Origin of the sequence: Arenibacter troitsensis (assembly GCF_900177645.1) — a bacterium.
In the GTDB taxonomy this organism is placed as follows: Bacteria; Bacteroidota; Bacteroidia; order Flavobacteriales; family Flavobacteriaceae; genus Arenibacter; species Arenibacter troitsensis.
In genome coordinates, this window is the sequence record NZ_FXAO01000001.1 from 504,983 (window position 1) to 520,649 (window position 15,667).

At 41.1% G+C, this 15,667-nt stretch carries 10 protein-coding genes; 5 read left to right on the forward strand and 5 right to left on the reverse strand.

Going from position 1 to position 15,667, the window contains the following annotated elements; translation table 11 throughout:
* Positions 1-5: 5 nt before the first annotated feature.
* Complete coding sequence (gene kdsA / locus B9Y87_RS01960) at positions 6-824, reverse strand: 3-deoxy-8-phosphooctulonate synthase (RefSeq protein WP_085495669.1); 819 nt, start codon at positions 822-824, stop codon at positions 6-8.
* Between the two features lie 169 nt (positions 825-993).
* Here kdsA and typA point away from each other — a divergent pair, with 169 nt between their 5' ends.
* The 3 genes from typA to B9Y87_RS01975 all read left to right on the forward strand — a co-directional run bounded on the left by typA (position 994) and on the right by B9Y87_RS01975 (position 4,834).
* Positions 994-2,793, forward strand: coding sequence for a translational GTPase TypA (gene typA, locus B9Y87_RS01965; protein WP_085495672.1), 1,800 nt, complete (start codon positions 994-996; stop codon positions 2,791-2,793).
* Positions 2,794-3,096: 303 nt separating this feature from the next.
* Complete coding sequence (locus B9Y87_RS01970) at positions 3,097-3,885, forward strand: SDR family NAD(P)-dependent oxidoreductase (protein ID WP_085495674.1); 789 nt, start codon at positions 3,097-3,099, stop codon at positions 3,883-3,885.
* Positions 3,886-3,925: 40 nt separating this feature from the next.
* Complete coding sequence (locus B9Y87_RS01975; protein WP_085495677.1) at positions 3,926-4,834, forward strand: hypothetical protein; 909 nt, start codon at positions 3,926-3,928, stop codon at positions 4,832-4,834.
* 126 nt (positions 4,835-4,960) lie between these two features.
* On the opposite strand, the gene ppgK is transcribed toward B9Y87_RS01975, so the two are convergent.
* The 3 genes from ppgK to B9Y87_RS01990 form a co-directional block, all read right to left on the reverse strand.
* Complete coding sequence (gene ppgK / locus B9Y87_RS01980) at positions 4,961-5,713, reverse strand: polyphosphate--glucose phosphotransferase (protein WP_085495679.1); 753 nt, start codon at positions 5,711-5,713, stop codon at positions 4,961-4,963.
* Positions 5,714-5,857: 144 nt separating this feature from the next.
* Positions 5,858-7,345: a sulfatase gene (locus B9Y87_RS01985; protein ID WP_085496608.1), complete on the reverse strand. Its 1,488-nt coding sequence runs from the start codon at positions 7,343-7,345 to the stop codon at positions 5,858-5,860.
* 55 nt (positions 7,346-7,400) lie between these two features.
* Positions 7,401-8,216, reverse strand: coding sequence for an NUDIX hydrolase (locus tag B9Y87_RS01990; RefSeq protein ID WP_085495681.1), 816 nt, complete (start codon positions 8,214-8,216; stop codon positions 7,401-7,403).
* Positions 8,217-8,486: 270 nt separating this feature from the next.
* On the opposite strand from B9Y87_RS01990, the gene B9Y87_RS01995 reads away from it, so the two are divergent.
* A complete protein-coding gene (locus B9Y87_RS01995; protein WP_085495683.1) occupies positions 8,487-11,522 on the forward strand; it encodes a ThuA domain-containing protein in 3,036 nt (1,011 codons plus the stop codon).
* Positions 11,523-11,794: 272 nt separating this feature from the next.
* Here B9Y87_RS01995 and B9Y87_RS02000 read toward each other — a convergent pair whose 3' ends face one another.
* Entirely contained in the window at positions 11,795-12,478 is a 684-nt protein-coding gene (locus B9Y87_RS02000; protein ID WP_072862103.1) for a cell division ATP-binding protein FtsE, read from the reverse strand.
* Positions 12,479-12,625: 147 nt separating this feature from the next.
* On the opposite strand from B9Y87_RS02000, the gene B9Y87_RS02005 reads away from it, so the two are divergent.
* Positions 12,626-15,649: a tetratricopeptide repeat protein gene (locus tag B9Y87_RS02005; RefSeq protein WP_085495685.1), complete on the forward strand. Its 3,024-nt coding sequence runs from the start codon at positions 12,626-12,628 to the stop codon at positions 15,647-15,649.
* The last annotated feature ends 18 nt before the right edge of the window (positions 15,650-15,667 follow it).

Sequence of the window (15,667 nt, forward strand, 5' to 3'; positions counted from 1 at the left end):
ACAGTTTATAAGGAATTTACCGTTTTGCGTATGGCCACTAAATTGGTCAGTAATTTTTCAAGATGATCCAAATGCAGCATATTGGCACCGTCACTTTTGGCATTGGCTGGGTCAAAATGGGTCTCCATAAAAATGCCATCGGCCCCTGTAACAATTCCGGCACGGGCAATGGTCTCTATCATATCCGGTCTTCCCCCGGTCACCCCTGAAGATTGATTGGGTTGTTGTAGGGAATGGGTTACATCCAAGACCACTGGTGCATACTGCTTCATAGTTGGGATGCCGCGGAAATCCACGATCATATCCTGGTAACCAAACATGGTGCCCCTGTCGGTTACCATAACCTGTTCATTGTTGGAATCCAAGACTTTTTGTACCGCATGCTTCATACTTTCCGGACTCATAAATTGCCCCTTTTTTAAATTCACCACTTTACCGGTTTCTGCCGCTGCCACTACCAAATCGGTCTGACGCACCAAAAAAGCAGGAATCTGCAATACATCCACATATTCCGCTGCCATGTGGGCGTCAGATATTTCATGTATGTCCGTTATAGTGGGAACTTTAAAGGTTTCGGAGACTTTTTTTAATATTTTCAAGGCCTTTTCATCGCCTATGCCCGTAAAGGAATCAACCCTACTGCGGTTGGCCTTTTTAAAACTTCCCTTAAAAACGTAAGGAATATTGAGTTTATCGGTAATGGAAACTACCTTTTCCGCAATGCGCAGGGCCATTTCTTCCCCTTCAATGGCACAGGGGCCACAGAGTAGAAAAAAGTTGTTGCTTTTGGTATGTTTAAGTTGAGGTATGAGTTCTAGATTCATCGATCTTAATTTTGGGGCAAAGATAGTGGAATTTGGGTGTTATTGGTATTTTATAAAACTGCTTCAATATCAATAAGATAAGAAAAATTGGGCTTTTGTAGTTGGCGTAAAAAAAATGAGTATCTTTGCGCCCGCATTTAGGGTGCTTAGATGCGTTTAAAATCATATTATGGGAGTTACAAAAAACATAGCTATTATAGCCCACGTTGACCACGGTAAGACCACCTTGGTAGATAAAATAATGTATCACTGTCAACTATTTAGGGAAAATCAGAATACTGGTGACCTAATTTTGGACAATAATGATTTGGAGCGTGAAAGAGGTATTACAATCACCTCCAAGAACGTTTCCGTAGTTTACAAAGGTACCAAGATCAATATTATAGATACCCCTGGTCACGCCGATTTTGGTGGTGAAGTAGAGCGTGTATTAAATATGGCGGATGGGGTGCTTTTATTGGTGGATGCTTTTGAAGGTCCTATGCCGCAAACCCGTTTTGTACTCCAAAAGGCAATTGATCTAGGTCTTAAGCCTTGTGTGGTTATCAATAAGGTAGATAAGGAAAACTGTACTCCAGAGGAAGTGCATGAGAAGGTTTTTGATCTGATGTTCGAACTGGGTGCCGAAGAATGGCAGTTGGATTTCCCCACCGTATACGGTTCTGCAAAGAACAACTGGATGAGCGATGATTGGAAAAACCAAACTGAGAACATTGAGCCGTTATTGGATATGGTAATTGAGCATATCCCGACATTTGAGGCCAAAGAAGGAAATACACAGATGCTGATTACTTCATTGGATTATTCTTCCTTTACAGGAAGGATCGCCATTGGAAGGTTGCAAAGGGGTACTTTGAAGGAAAATCAGCAAGTTTCTTTGATAAAAAGAAATGGAACCATAGTAAAATCTAAAATTAAGGAACTATATACCTTTGAAGGAATGGGCCGATTAAAGGTTCCAGAGGTAGCCACAGGAGACATTTGTGCCTTGGTAGGTATAGAAGGTTTTGAAATTGGTGATACCGTTGCCGATATTGAAAACCCCGAACAATTAAAAACTATTGCAATTGATGAGCCTACCATGAGTATGCTGTTTACCATCAACGATAGTCCATTTTTTGGAAAGGATGGTAAATTTGTAACATCAAGACATATCAATGACCGATTAAAAAGGGAGTTGGAAAAGAATTTGGCCCTAAGGGTAAATGACACGGATAGTGCCGATAAGTTTTTGGTTTTTGGTCGTGGTGTTTTGCATCTTTCGGTTTTAATAGAAACCATGAGAAGGGAAGGTTATGAATTGCAAATTGGTCAGCCGCAGGTAATCATCAAGGAAATTGACGGGGTTAAATGTGAGCCAATAGAGCAATTGACCATAGATCTACCGGAAGAAGTTTCTGGTAGGGCAGTGGAAATGGTATCTATCCGTAAAGGGGAAATGACCAGTATGGAAGCTAAAGGAAATCGTATGGTATGCGAATTCTTAATCCCTTCAAGGGGCATTATAGGCCTAAGAAACCAATTGTTAACGGCTACCGCTGGTGAGGCCATTATGGCACACCGATTTTTGGAATACCAGCCTATGAAAGGGGATATTCCCCAAAGACAAAATGGTTCTTTGGTATCTATGGAAACAGGAAAGTCTATTCCTTATTCCATTGATAAATTACAGGATAGAGGTAAGTTTTTTGTTGATCCGGGAGAGGATATTTACGAGGGTCAGGTAATTGGGGAAAACTCCAGAGGAGACGACATGACAGTTAACATTACCAAAACCAAAAAATTGTCGAACGTTCGTTCTTCAGGTGCGGATGACAAAGCCAAGATTGTTCCGGCCATTAAGTTTTCTTTGGAAGAGGCTTTGGAATATATCCAAAAAGACGAATATGTGGAGGTTACTCCCAAACACCTACGTCTTAGAAAGATACATTTAACGGAAAATGATCGTAAGCGTAATAAAATAGCATAATCGGAAAAGCCCCTTTTTAATGGGGCTTTTTTTAGCTCCATTGGTATAGTAAATAAGCCACCTTAAATGAGGGTTTGTTTTTACCTTAAATTTTGTGGTTCAGACTAATTCAATTAGGCTTGGTGAAATGGGTCAGGATGATTGTCATTTTGGCCATTTGATTAAGAAATTACTAAAATTTAGGCCCTCATTTTCTTACTTTCTTAATAATTTGAACTAAGTGTATTTTTCTTCGCTTTGGTTATGAATTTTGGCTAATTTAAAGTTGAATTACAACTTAATACTTCCTAAATCAAATTAATTATGCAACTAGAAGGAAAAAATGTACTCATCACCGGCGGTACTAGAGGTATTGGAAGATGTCTGGTACAGGAATTGATAAAAGGGGGTGTGCGCAACATTGCCGTAATAGCCCGTGATAAACAAAAATTAAAAGAGTTGTCCCAAGAATTTGAGGACGTTAAGTTTCTGCGGGTTGCCGGCGATGTGGCAGATATTGAAGTGCTGCGGGAGGCTGCGGCACGGATAGAAGACAAATGGGGGCATTTGGATATCCTGATCAATAATGCCGGAATAGTATCTGCCGGTCCTTTGGAGGATATTCAGGATGAAGACCTTTATGATCAGGTAGCGGTGAATATTACTGCCGTGCTTTTGCTTACAAAATATTGTATACCACTTTTAAAAGCATCCAAAGAGGCTGCCATTTTAAATATATCTTCTGGTTTGGGGCTCCTTGGGATGCCCTTTTATGCGGCCTATGGCAGCACTAAGGCAGCGGTACGCCAATTTTCGGACGCAATGCGAAGGGAACTTGCTCCGTTCAATATAAGTGTTACCTGTTCTTTTCCAACTGCCACGGATACGGATATGATGGAGAAATTTAAAGGCAGAACAATGGATTCTCCGGAATTTGTGGCCCAACGCACAATAGAAGGCTTATTAAATAAAGAATTACATGTAATTTTTGGAGGTGAGGAGCGACTCAAGGAAAATATCATGAATTTTGAAGCCCCTCAAGAATTTGATAAACTAGTGGCAAAGAATTATGAGGATCGAAAAAAAGCAAGTATAGGTCATAAGGCCGTTTAATCCTAAGGGGATTAATAATAGTAAAACACAATTGGTTAACATGAAGTATGCCCTTTTCTATGCAGTAGTAATAAGTGCCTCTTTGATATCTTGTAAGGAAACCTCTCCACCAAAGCAGGAAGTTGCCAGCACCGAAGTAGCTGAAGAAGCCAACCTTGGTGCAATTCCAATTTCTTGGGTAACCAATAGGGTTGAAAAGGCAAAAAAGAGACTTGAGGGCTCTGAAGCGGGAAAAGTGGTTTGGGATGCCATGGAAGCCATGGGCGGGTTAAATAAATGGTATAGCAATGGCTATTTGTCCTTTAGATTCAATTATCAGCCCTTGGATGGTTCTGTGCCCAGGGATACGTATCAGACTATTGATACATGGAGCAATAAAGCCAGACACCGCAGTGTTACGGATAGTACCGCAATTTTTGGCTGGGATGGAGTAAATGCTTGGGTCACTGCCAAGGACAGTACTACATTTAAATATAATTTGCGATTTTGGGCCTTGACCCCATTATATCTTGCCGCACAGCCTTTAGTGTTGGACGGGGAAGGTGTTAATTTAGAGTTGTTGCCACAAGTAAATTATAAGGATGCACTACAGGATGTGGTGAAGGTAACATTCGATTCAGGGACCGGTGATGCACCGGACGATTATTATATATTGTATTTGGATGCCAAAACGCACCTTTTATCAGCACTACGGTACATAGTTTCCTATCCAGGATATTTTCCCAATGGAGGTAATAATCCTGAAAAGTTTATGGAATTGGTCAACCGCAAGACCTTTAACGGCATAAATTTTCCTTTAAAATTCAATACTTATTGGTCTACAGAAGATGGGCTTCCCAAAGGAGAACCTATCACCACTATTGAATTGAGCGATATAGCGTTCCAAAATCGGTTGGAGGAAGGTTTTTTTGAACGTCCAGTAGGAGGAATGCTCTTGGAAGGTCTGTAATGAAAACAAAAGCGGTGGTTTTTCAATTTTGAAAATCCCCGCTTTTGTATTGCTTATGTACGGATATTGCAAAGTACCCTGGTTTTTTTGGCTGGTATATACCTTTTAGAGTATAGCCGACTTTCTTTAATGTAAAACTCCCTTTTTATTATAAGCCGCCGCAGCTGCGCCAATAATGCCCGCATGATTTTGTAATTCCGCAGGTATTACCGGGGTTTCAATACTGATATAATCCTTAAACTCGGCCCAATCCTTGGAGGTGCCCCCGCCTAATATAATTAGGTCTGGAGAAACGATCAATTCAACCAGCTCCAAGAAGACGTTAAATCGCTTGCCCCATTTCTTATAACTAAGTTCTTCCCTTTCCTTGGCCGAAGCTGCCGCCCAAAGTTCAATTTTATTATACTTTTTATAGGGAATCTGGCCCAATTCAAAATTTGGGATCAATTCTCCGTTGTAAAAGGCACCGCTACCCAAACCTGTTCCTATAGTGATCATCACTACAAGGCCTTCCTTGCCCCGTCCTACACCAAAATTCATGGATGCGTATCCTGCGGCATCGGCATCGTTTACCACGGTAACAGGCAATCCCGTAGCTTCGCTGAACAATTCATTAACATTAACACCGGCCCATTTTTTATGTAAATTTCCCGGAGTTTTGCAGATGCCATTTTTTATAACGGTAGGAAATCCACAGCCTATAGGTCCGCTATAGTCAAAATGTTTTACTATTTTGGCTACAACTTCGGCCATGGGTTTTGGTTTTCTGGATTTTGGAGTGGGTATCCTAAACCGCTCCGTTATCATTTCACCAGTTTCCATATTCACTAAAGCTCCTTTTATGCCCGAGCCACCGACATCTATTCCTAGGATTTCCATGTATTATATTAAAATATTTGTAAACAAAGTAACAAAAAACTTTTGGGAGTTCTAGTATGCATATCTCAAGGACAGACTTTTGTAGTCCTGATGAGCTTTGCTAACACAATTGCAACAATAGTCTTCCTGATTCTTGTTAATTATTCAGTCCCCTTCATATAGGCCCGTATTTCCCTTTTCCAACAATGGCATAAGAGACTGGACGATGTCCTGGTTTATTTGGGCTATATTTTTGGTTTCGTAAGGGTCCGAAACATGATCGTAAAGTTCTACCGTGGGTTCCTCCTCCCTAAAATATTTGGTTAATCTGTACCTATCGGTTCTCAACGAAATACCATTTCTGAAATAGCTGTAGGCTACTTGATCGGTATTGGGTTTATCGGCAATAAAACTGTCCCTAAAACTTTCCCCGTCTATGTTATGTTTCATATCTATACGGCACATTTCCATTATGGTTGGATAAATGTCCACGGTCTCTACGATGGTTTTTATATTTTTATTCCGATGTTCTTCAAAGGGTGATCTTATGATCAAGGCACTGTTCAAGGCATTTTCGAACAGGGTGTGTTTTCCCCAAACCCGCTGATCTCCAAGATGCCAACCGTGGTCCCCCCAAATCACGAGAATGGTATTTTTATCCAATCCCAATGCTTTTAATTCATCCCATATCATCCCTATTTGCGCATCGATATAACTTATGGAAGCTAAATAGGCATGTCCCAACTTTTTTGCATAATCAATGGAAGCTGGCTCTGATAGTTTGGGATGTTCATCACCAAGGGCATATCCATTAAATTCGCCACTATCATGTAAACTTTTCAAGCTTATGTTTTCTGGAATATTGGGATTTGGGGAAACAGGTATCTCCTCCCTGTCATAAAGGTCCCAATACTTTTTAGGCGCATTAAACGGAAGATGTGGCTTAAAAAATCCAACTCCCATAAAAAAGGGGCTTTTCTTGTCCTTTAGTTCCCTAAGTTTTGCAATGGCCAGTTGGGTGGTAAGTCCGTCCGGATAACCCTTGTCGTTCACTTCCCCTGCCTCATATGGCTTGACCTGCTTCCGTAGGCTTTGGCGGTTTTCTCCGTTGGCGTAGGCAAAGAAGGCGTTCCAACCCGTGCCCCATTTACCTGGATTGAACAAGAGTTCGTCCCAGCTATAGGGCAGTTCTTTTTTTGTGGAAACGGGTTCTTCATAACCGTAAACCAGACCATCGGCAGAGTGACTAATTTTGCCTATGCCAACAGTGTAGTAACCGTTTCTTTTAAGTTGATGGATAAAACTCTCGGGAATATCATTTTCTTTCTTGCCCGATATTTCGTCTTCAATGGCGCTGTTCTTCAAATGTGCCGGCTTCTTTGGTCGCATCCCTGTCAATAAGGCATAACGGGAAGCCCCGCAGGTGGGGACCTGAACAAAATGGTTGTTAAAAACAGATCCTTCGGAGGCTATGGCGTCCATATTTGGCGATTTTACCACAGGGTGGCCATATATGCCCAATTCCGTTCTTAGGTCGTCAACGGCAATGAACAGCACATTGGGCGGTTTTTGCCCTTGCTGGCATTGCAAATTGCTGGTCAAAAGGACTAAGATGAGAAGTGTGGCAAATAGCTCTCTAAAAATGGTCGGCATGGGCAAATTAAGTTCATGGTTTAAAATTACTTCAAATATAACGGCTAATCCAATATCAAAACAATTGGTCCGAATCCTTAAGGAAATCGAATATGAATTTATCAACTTCGCATACATTTTTCCGGTCCTGATATCTCAGCCAAACAATTTCTCCCAGTTCCGGGTCAATTGACATTTCTCCTGAATAGGAGGAAAAGTAACAAGTTTTTCTAACTAAGACACCAGGTCTCTTGCCATCGGCCTGAGCTTCAAAAACACCAACATATTCAAAAGAGGAAATATCCAGGGATATGTTCAAATCCTCCATTATTTTTTGGGTCAGCACCATTACGTCCGACACTTTTGGGTCCTTTTGTGCGCCGGGAAGCATATACTTGGACTTTTCCTTAGGCCTTAGGGCCAATAGCTTATTTTCCACAATATGGATCCATGCCAGCTGATCCAAAATTTCTTCTGAGGGTTCAATGTAATAGTCAATAGAATTTAAGGAGTGGTTTTTGTCCAAGAAATCAAGGAGCTTATCTATTGCAGCACCAAACTTGGTGAGCGTTCCCAATTTGTTGTTTCTGCCTAGGGCACTGGAAATGGTCTCGTCCCTATTACCAAATTTATAGCCGCCTTTTTTGATCCACAATAGGTTTAGGAGATGTTGCATCCCAACATTTCCCAATTGGTCTATAGAAATGGCTATTTTTAGAAGATATTCTCCAAGTCCTACTATGCCCTTTGTGAATAGCCCATGAAAAATACCATATATAAAACCCAATGGAATGGTAAATATGAACAAAAAGATGGAGATGAAGAACAGGAGGATCCCAATTAAGGGGTTTGCCTTTTTGTCCACCTTATAGTTTTGTTTTTTTAAAATCATGCGCTTTGGTTGGTTGCTTAAAGATATAAATTAATTTTTGCCGTAGGGAAAGGTTTTTTGGGCGAGGTTGGAAATTGTAAAATGAATTATTTTCAATTCTTAAATATCCAACTGCAATACAATCAAATAAATGCTATATTTGAGAAATTCAAAATTTAGGGATGTTCTAAAAAAAAGTTGTGTTCCAGTGTTGTTCCTACTTCCAAACATATTATGTATAATTTAAGCTTCTCCTTTAAATCTCAATAATCTTATTAATATCCTGATTAAATGAAAAATTACATTGCGCTTTTTCTTGGTGTGTTCATTATTTTCCTTTCTTCCTGTTCCAGTAATATTAGGGAGGGAGAACCGCGGATTTTGGTTTTTTCAAAAACTATGGGCTATAAGCACTCCTCCATACCCCAAGGTATGGAAGCCATCCAAAAGTTGGGGATAGAGAATAATTTTCTTGTGGATACAACTAAAAATGCCGAAGTCTTTAATGATGAAGACTTAAAAAAGTATTCTGCCATAGTTTTCTTAAGCACTACCGGCAATATATTGGATGCCAAGCAGGAAGCGGCATTTGAAAGGTATATTCAGGCCGGTGGAGGCTTTGTTGGTGTTCATGCGGCAACAGATACCGAATATGATTGGGGTTGGTATGGAAAATTGGTAGGGGCTTATTTTGATAGCCACCCTGCAGGTACCCCGGAAGCGGATTTTATCATCAAAGACAACTCCTTTGCTGCGACCAATATGTTTGAGGATACAATTTGGCATAGGTCCGATGAGCTTTATAATTTCAAGAAATTGAATCCCGAGGTAAACGTTTTGATGACCGTAGACGAAGAGACCTATGAGGGGGGTAAGAATGGGGAACATCATCCTATGAGTTGGTTTCACGAATACGATGGTGGCCGAGCCTTTTATACGGCCCTGGGCCATACAGCTGAAAGTTTCTCTGAAGATTTGTTTTTAAGACACTTCCTTGGAGGGATTAATTATGCCATTGGGAAGAATGAGATCCTAGATTATTCAAAAGTAACTTCACAAATTCCTCCAGATTCCGATCGTTTTACCAAGGTTACCTTAAAGTATGGGGAATTTTTTGAGCCTACGGAAATGGCCATTTTGCCCAATAATGATATTTTAATATCTCAAAGAAGGGGAGAGATCATGCTTTATAAAGACGCTACCAAAGAGTTGTCGCAAGTAGGTTTTTTGGATGTTTATCATAAAACCTTAAGTGCGAATGCCAATGCGGAGGAAGGGTTGATGGGTTTGCAGAAAGATCCCAATTTTGAAAGCAATCACTGGATTTATTTGTACTACAGTCCAACTGGGGATAAATGGGTGAATCGTTTGTCCAGGTTTAAATTTGAGAACGATGTTTTGGATACCACTACTGAGCAGATTATTCTTGAGGTGGATAGTCAGCGTGAAATATGTTGCCATACCGGAGGTTCCATAGCTTTTGGTCCAGATAACATGTTGTATTTGTCTACCGGGGATAATTCAACTCCTTTCAGTGAAAAAGGGGTGAAATACGTGAATAGCGGTTTTGCTCCCTTAAACGACTTACCGGGAAAAGAACAGTACGATGCCCGTCGTTCTTCCGGAAATACCAATGATTTAAGAGGTAAAATATTGCGCATTAAAATTAATGAGGATGGCAGTTATAGTATTCCCGAAGGAAATTTATTTCCGGTAGGTACGGCCAAGACCAGACCTGAAATATATACCATGGGCCACCGAAATCCGTATCGGATTTCGGTAGATCCCAAGAAGGGATATGTGTATTGGGGAGATGTGGGCCCTGATGCCCGAATGGATAGTTTGGATACAAGAGGTCCAAGGGGATACGATGAAATGAATCAGGCTAGGGAAGCCGGGAATTTTGGTTGGCCATTATTTGTGGCCGACAATAAACCCTATCGCGACTATGACTATGCTACAGGGGAGAGTGGTGAAGCTTTTGATCCTGCCAAACCTATCAACGATTCAAAAAACAATACGGGGCTTAGGGAGCTTCCGAAGGCTATGCCGGCCTATGGTTTTTATCCCTATGTGGCGTCCCAAGAGTTTCCTCAGACTGGAACAGGAGGAAGGAATGCCATGGCCGGACCTGTTTATTATTCGGACCTTTATAACGGTCCCAATGCCTTGCCCGAATATTATGATGGTAAGGTGCTGGTTTACGATTGGATAAGGGGTTGGATGATGGCCGTGAGCCTGTTTCCCAATGGGGAATTTAATAAAATGGAGCCTTTTGCTGATCAAATTAAGGTAAATAATCTGATAGATATGGAGGTAGGTCCTGATGGTAGGGTTTATCTTTTGGAATACGGTAGTGGTTGGTTCTCAAAGAATGACGATTCGGCCTTAAGTTATATTGAATATAATGGCGGCAATAGGCCTCCGGTTGTAGAAAATATCACGGTGGACAAAACCTCGGGAAAACTGCCCTTGACCATTACTGCCAAGGTTATGGCAAGCGATAGGGAAGAGGATGTAATGACCTATATATGGGATTTAGGGAATGGGGAAACCAAGGAAACTGCTACTCCTGAGCTGACCTATACCTATGAAAATGTAGGCGACTATTTCATATCCACTACAGTAACGGATAGCAAGGATGCCTCGGTTAAAAGTGAGCCAATTAATATAGTTGTAGGTAATTCCAGGCCGGAAGTTTCCATAGACATTATCGGAGGTAATACAACCTCATTTAATCCAGGTATGGCTATAGATTATAAGGTTTCCGTTACAGATCCGGATGGTTCGGACATAGATGAAAATAACATATTTGTCTCCGTAGATTATTTGGAAGGCATGGATGAAGCCTCACTTTCGTTAGGACATCAAGAGGTTTCGGCTGCCGTTACCGGTAAGGCATTAACCTTGGCCTTGGATTGCAAAACCTGCCACAAGGAGAGGGAAAAATCTGTTGGTCCAATGTACATTGATATTGCCGAAAAATACAAGAATGATAAAAAAGGACTTAGCTATCTACAAGGCAAGATAATTTCCGGTGGTAGCGGGGTTTGGGGCGAAGTAACCATGCCGGCGCATCCCAACCTTACCCAGGATGAGTCCAGGCAGATAGGATTGTATATTCAGTCACTGGCCAGCACAGGGGTCAAAAAGAAATCTTTGCCAGCTGTGGGAACCATAAAACCAAATCCTGTAAAAGGAACAACGGTAATGGTGATAACCGCTAGCTATACGGATCAAGGCGGAAACAATGTGAAACCCCTTACAGGATCCAAGTCTGTAGTACTTCAAATGGATACCAATGTTGATAATGTTGGGGCCAAGTAATGGGGATTAGGTTAAGGATACCTAATTGTGATAATGACCATTAGGAGTTGCTGGAGTAATCCAGGTCAAATAATGGTCTTGTGTATTTCAAATTGGGATTTATTAGTGAAACTCAATTTTGAGAAGTCAGTAATTCGTACTTAAAATTACAAGTTGAACTTATCCCGCCTTTTTCGGTGGGATCTAGGTTCCATTCCTCGACCCTTGGGTCGATTCCTGTTATTGGGTTCAGGGCCTGCCCTGAGGTTTAGCCTTTTATTGCTCCTGGGGACCTATACGGCCCGCTGTATTACCTCAAACACTTTGTTGCCATCGCACTTTAAGGTTTTGGAAGGGTATTTTAGTATAAGGGCATAGTCATGGGTGGCCATAAGAATGGTCCTTCCTGTTTTGTTTATATCCTGTAGCACCTTCATTACCTCCACACTGGTCTGGGGGTCGAGATTCCCGGTAGGTTCGTCTGCCAGGATTAGATCCGGGTCGTTGAGAAGGGCACGGGCTATAGCAATACGTTGCTGTTCCCCTCCGGAAAGTTCATGGGGAAATTTAAAACCTTTAGTTTTCATTCCCACCTTGTCCAAAACATCTTCAATCTTGGCGTTCATCTCACTAGGGTCTTTCCAGCCGGTAGCCTTTAGCACAAAAAGAAGGTTGTTGTTGACGTTGCGATCTGGCAATAATTTAAAATCTTGAAAAACCACTCCCAATTTTCTTCTCAAATATGGAATTTCCTTTTCCTTCAAGGTGGTAAGATCGAAATCTACAATATGGCCACTTCCTTGTTTTAAGGGCAGGTCGCCATATAAAGTTTTCATAAAGCTACTCTTTCCACTGCCTGTCTTTCCGATAAGATATACGAATTCCCCTTTTTTAATCTCAAGGCTAATATCGTTCAATACTAAATTTTCCCCTTGAAATACGGCTACATCCTTCAATCGCAATATGCTTTCGCCCATAGTTTTTAATGTTGATATAAAAGTAATAAGTTCCTTTGGAATTAAATCAAATCTTCTTTAAAAATCTTTTTCTTTATCATATACTTAGGGACAATATTTATCGTTATATAATTTAATTACGGTAATTCTTAACTTCTAGAGAACACTATGCTAAGAAAAAAAACCGCTGTAATACTGTGTTTTGTTGGGTCTTTATTTTACGTAAACGCCCAAGAATCCGAAATCTATACTTTTGACCAAAAGGACTACCAGGAAGCTTTGGCCTTGTATAACAATAAACAGTATCAGGCAGCTCAGACTATCTTTGAAAGAGTAAAAAACAATACCAGGGATGAAGAGACCCAGGCCAACAGTGCTTATTACGCCGCTACTGCGGCAATTCGCCTAAATCAGTTGGGGGCCGACAGGTTAATGGAAGATTTTGTTGAAAAGTACCCAACTTCTACCAAACGTAATTCGGCCTATCTCGATGTTGCCGATTATTATTTCGCAACCGGAAAATATCCTTATGCCTTAAAATGGTATGCCAAGGTAGATCAAAGTTCCATGTCCAGAAAAGATAAGGAACGCTTCAATTTTAACAACGGCTACGCCTTGTTCTCCTCTAACAAACCAAAAGAGGCCGAACGGTACCTGAACCAGGTGACCACTTCTCCAACCTATGGTTCCCAGGCCAAGTATTACTTGGGATATATTGCGTATCAGCAGGACGATTATGCCCAGGCCAATCAGCGTTTCGATCAGATAACCGACCAAGAATTGTTAGAGGAAAAGCTGTCCTATTATCAGGCGGATATGAACTTTAAATTGGGCAAGTTTGAAGAAGCTATCGCCTTGGCGAAAAAACAATTGCCAAAATCTGATAGAAATGAAGTATCGGAGCTCAATAAAATTATTGGGGAGAGTTATTTCAACCTAAAACAATACGCCAATGCCATTCCTTATTTAACCGAGTACAAAGGGAAAAGAGGTAAGTGGAGCAATACCGATTATTATCTATTGGGCTATTCCTATTACATGCAGGGGGATTATGCCAATGGAATACAGCAATTCAATAAAATAATTGACGGCAACAACGATGTTTCCCAGAATGCCTATTATCATTTGGCGGAATGCTATCTAAAACTCGACAAAAAACAAGAGGCATTGAATGCGTTTAGAAATGCTTCCCAGATGGATTTTAATCCGGAAATTCAAAAGGATGCCTATTTAAATTATGCCCGACTAAGTTATGAAATAGGGAATGCCTACGAGCCAGTTCCTAAGGTATTGACCAATTATTTGGAGAAATACCCCAATGACCCCAATAAATCGGAGATGCAGGAACTTTTGGTGGATTCTTATATCACTTCCAAAAACTTTGCGGGTGCTATGGAGCTTTTGGAGAAAAACAAAAACTTTGCCAGTAAGACTACCTATCAAAAAGTAGCATTTTACCGGGGAGTGGAATTGTTCTTGGAAGGGAATTACGAGGAAGCATCGGGCGTGTTTAAGAAATCCTTGGACAATGCCGAAGACCAATACTTTAAGGCAAGATCCAGCTATTGGAAGGCGGAATCGGATTACAATATGAACCGTTTTGATGATGCCCTGACCGGATATCTTCAATTCAAATCAAATCCGAGTGCCAGAGCAACCCCTGAATTTAAGGACTTGAATTACAATCTGGCGTATACCTATTTCAAATTGAGAAATTATAACAATGCCATAACGGCGTTTTCCGGATATGTGGAGACCAATAACGGCGATAGCGAAAAACTAAACGATGCCTATCTACGTTTAGGGGATAGTTATTTTGTAAGCAGCAAATATTGGCCGGCCATAGAGACCTATAACAAGGCAATTGCCAGAAATAGTCCTTCTAGCGATTATGCTGCCTACCAAAAGGCACTGAGCTATGGGTTTGTGGATAGGAGTGCAACCAAAATAGAGGAGCTTTCCAATTTTGTGTCCAGATATCCCAATTCAACACTTAAGGATGATGCCTTGTTTGAATTGGCCAATTCCTATGTCAGGGCCAATAATACCGAAAGAGGGTTGCAGTTGTACGATCAGCTCACCATGGACTACAAGGGCAGCTCATTGGTGCCACAGGCCATGCTTCGCCAGGGATTGGTGCACTACAATGCCAATCGTAACGAACAGGCTTTGGCCAAATTTAAAACGGTGGTAAGGGACCACCCAAATACTCAGGAAGCGCTTCAGGCGGTAACTACGGCCAAGCTTATTTATGTAGATCTGGGTAGGGTGAATGAATATGCCCAATGGGTAAAAGGCCTGGATTTTGTAGAGGTTACGGATACGGAACTGGACAACGCTACTTTTGAATCTGCGGACAAACAATATATTGAAGGTAATCAGGATGCAGCCATTAGGGGATATGAAGCCTATATTAAACAATTTCCAAACGGATTGAATGCCTTAAAGGCCAATTTTAATTTGGCCCAATTGTATTTTGGCAAAGGACAGAAGGACAAAGCGCTGCCCTATTTTAAGAACGTGGCCGGTAAAGGGACCAATGAATATGCCGAACAGGCACTTACAAGGGTATGCGAGATCTATGTAAGTAAAAACGATTATGTTACGGCCATTCCCTTTTTGGAAGAATTGGAAGCCAAGGCGGAAATTCAGCAGAATATTACCTTTGCCCAGTCCAATTTAATGAAGGGTTATTATGAGCGGTCGGACTACGCCAAGACCATTCAGTATGCCACTAAAGTGTTATCCAATTCCAACATAGATAACCGTATAAAAAGTGATGCACAAATAATGATCGCTAGATCGGCCATTAAGACCAATGATGAGAACAGGGCGGAAAAGGCCTATGGGGAGGTGCTAAAAATTGCAACCGGGGAATTGGCGGCAGAAGCACTTTATTACGACGCTTATTTTAAAAACAAGTCTCAAAATTACGAAGCTTCCAACACTTCGGTTCAAAAATTGGCCAAGGATTATGCGGGGTATAAGGAATGGAGCGCTAAGGGGCTGATCATTATGGCCAAGAACTTCTATGCCTTGGGAGATGCTTTCCAAGCAACCTATATTTTGGATAGTGTTATCGCCAATTTCGGGGATTATCCGGAAATAGTGGCCCAAGCCAAGCAGGAGTCGTCTATTATTAAGGCAAAAGAAGCTCAAAGTAATTCCTCTATTAATCCAGAGGGAAATTAAAATTTCCTTGCAAAAAGA

Coding starts and splice junctions, on each gene's coding strand:
- B9Y87_RS02005 (WP_085495685.1), top strand. CDS start 12,626: ATGCTAAGAAAAAAAACCGCTGTAATACTGTGTTTTGTTGGGTCTTTA.
- B9Y87_RS02000 (WP_072862103.1), bottom strand. CDS start 12,478: ATGGGCGAAAGCATATTGCGATTGAAGGATGTAGCCGTATTTCAAGGG.
- B9Y87_RS01985 (WP_085496608.1), bottom strand. CDS start 7,345: ATGCCGACCATTTTTAGAGAGCTATTTGCCACACTTCTCATCTTAGTC.
- kdsA (WP_085495669.1), bottom strand. CDS start 824: ATGAATCTAGAACTCATACCTCAACTTAAACATACCAAAAGCAACAAC.
- B9Y87_RS01990 (WP_085495681.1), bottom strand. CDS start 8,216: ATGATTTTAAAAAAACAAAACTATAAGGTGGACAAAAAGGCAAACCCC.
- B9Y87_RS01975 (WP_085495677.1), top strand. CDS start 3,926: ATGAAGTATGCCCTTTTCTATGCAGTAGTAATAAGTGCCTCTTTGATA.
- B9Y87_RS01995 (WP_085495683.1), top strand. CDS start 8,487: ATGAAAAATTACATTGCGCTTTTTCTTGGTGTGTTCATTATTTTCCTT.
- ppgK (WP_085495679.1), bottom strand. CDS start 5,713: ATGGAAATCCTAGGAATAGATGTCGGTGGCTCGGGCATAAAAGGAGCT.
- B9Y87_RS01970 (WP_085495674.1), top strand. CDS start 3,097: ATGCAACTAGAAGGAAAAAATGTACTCATCACCGGCGGTACTAGAGGT.
- typA (WP_085495672.1), top strand. CDS start 994: ATGGGAGTTACAAAAAACATAGCTATTATAGCCCACGTTGACCACGGT.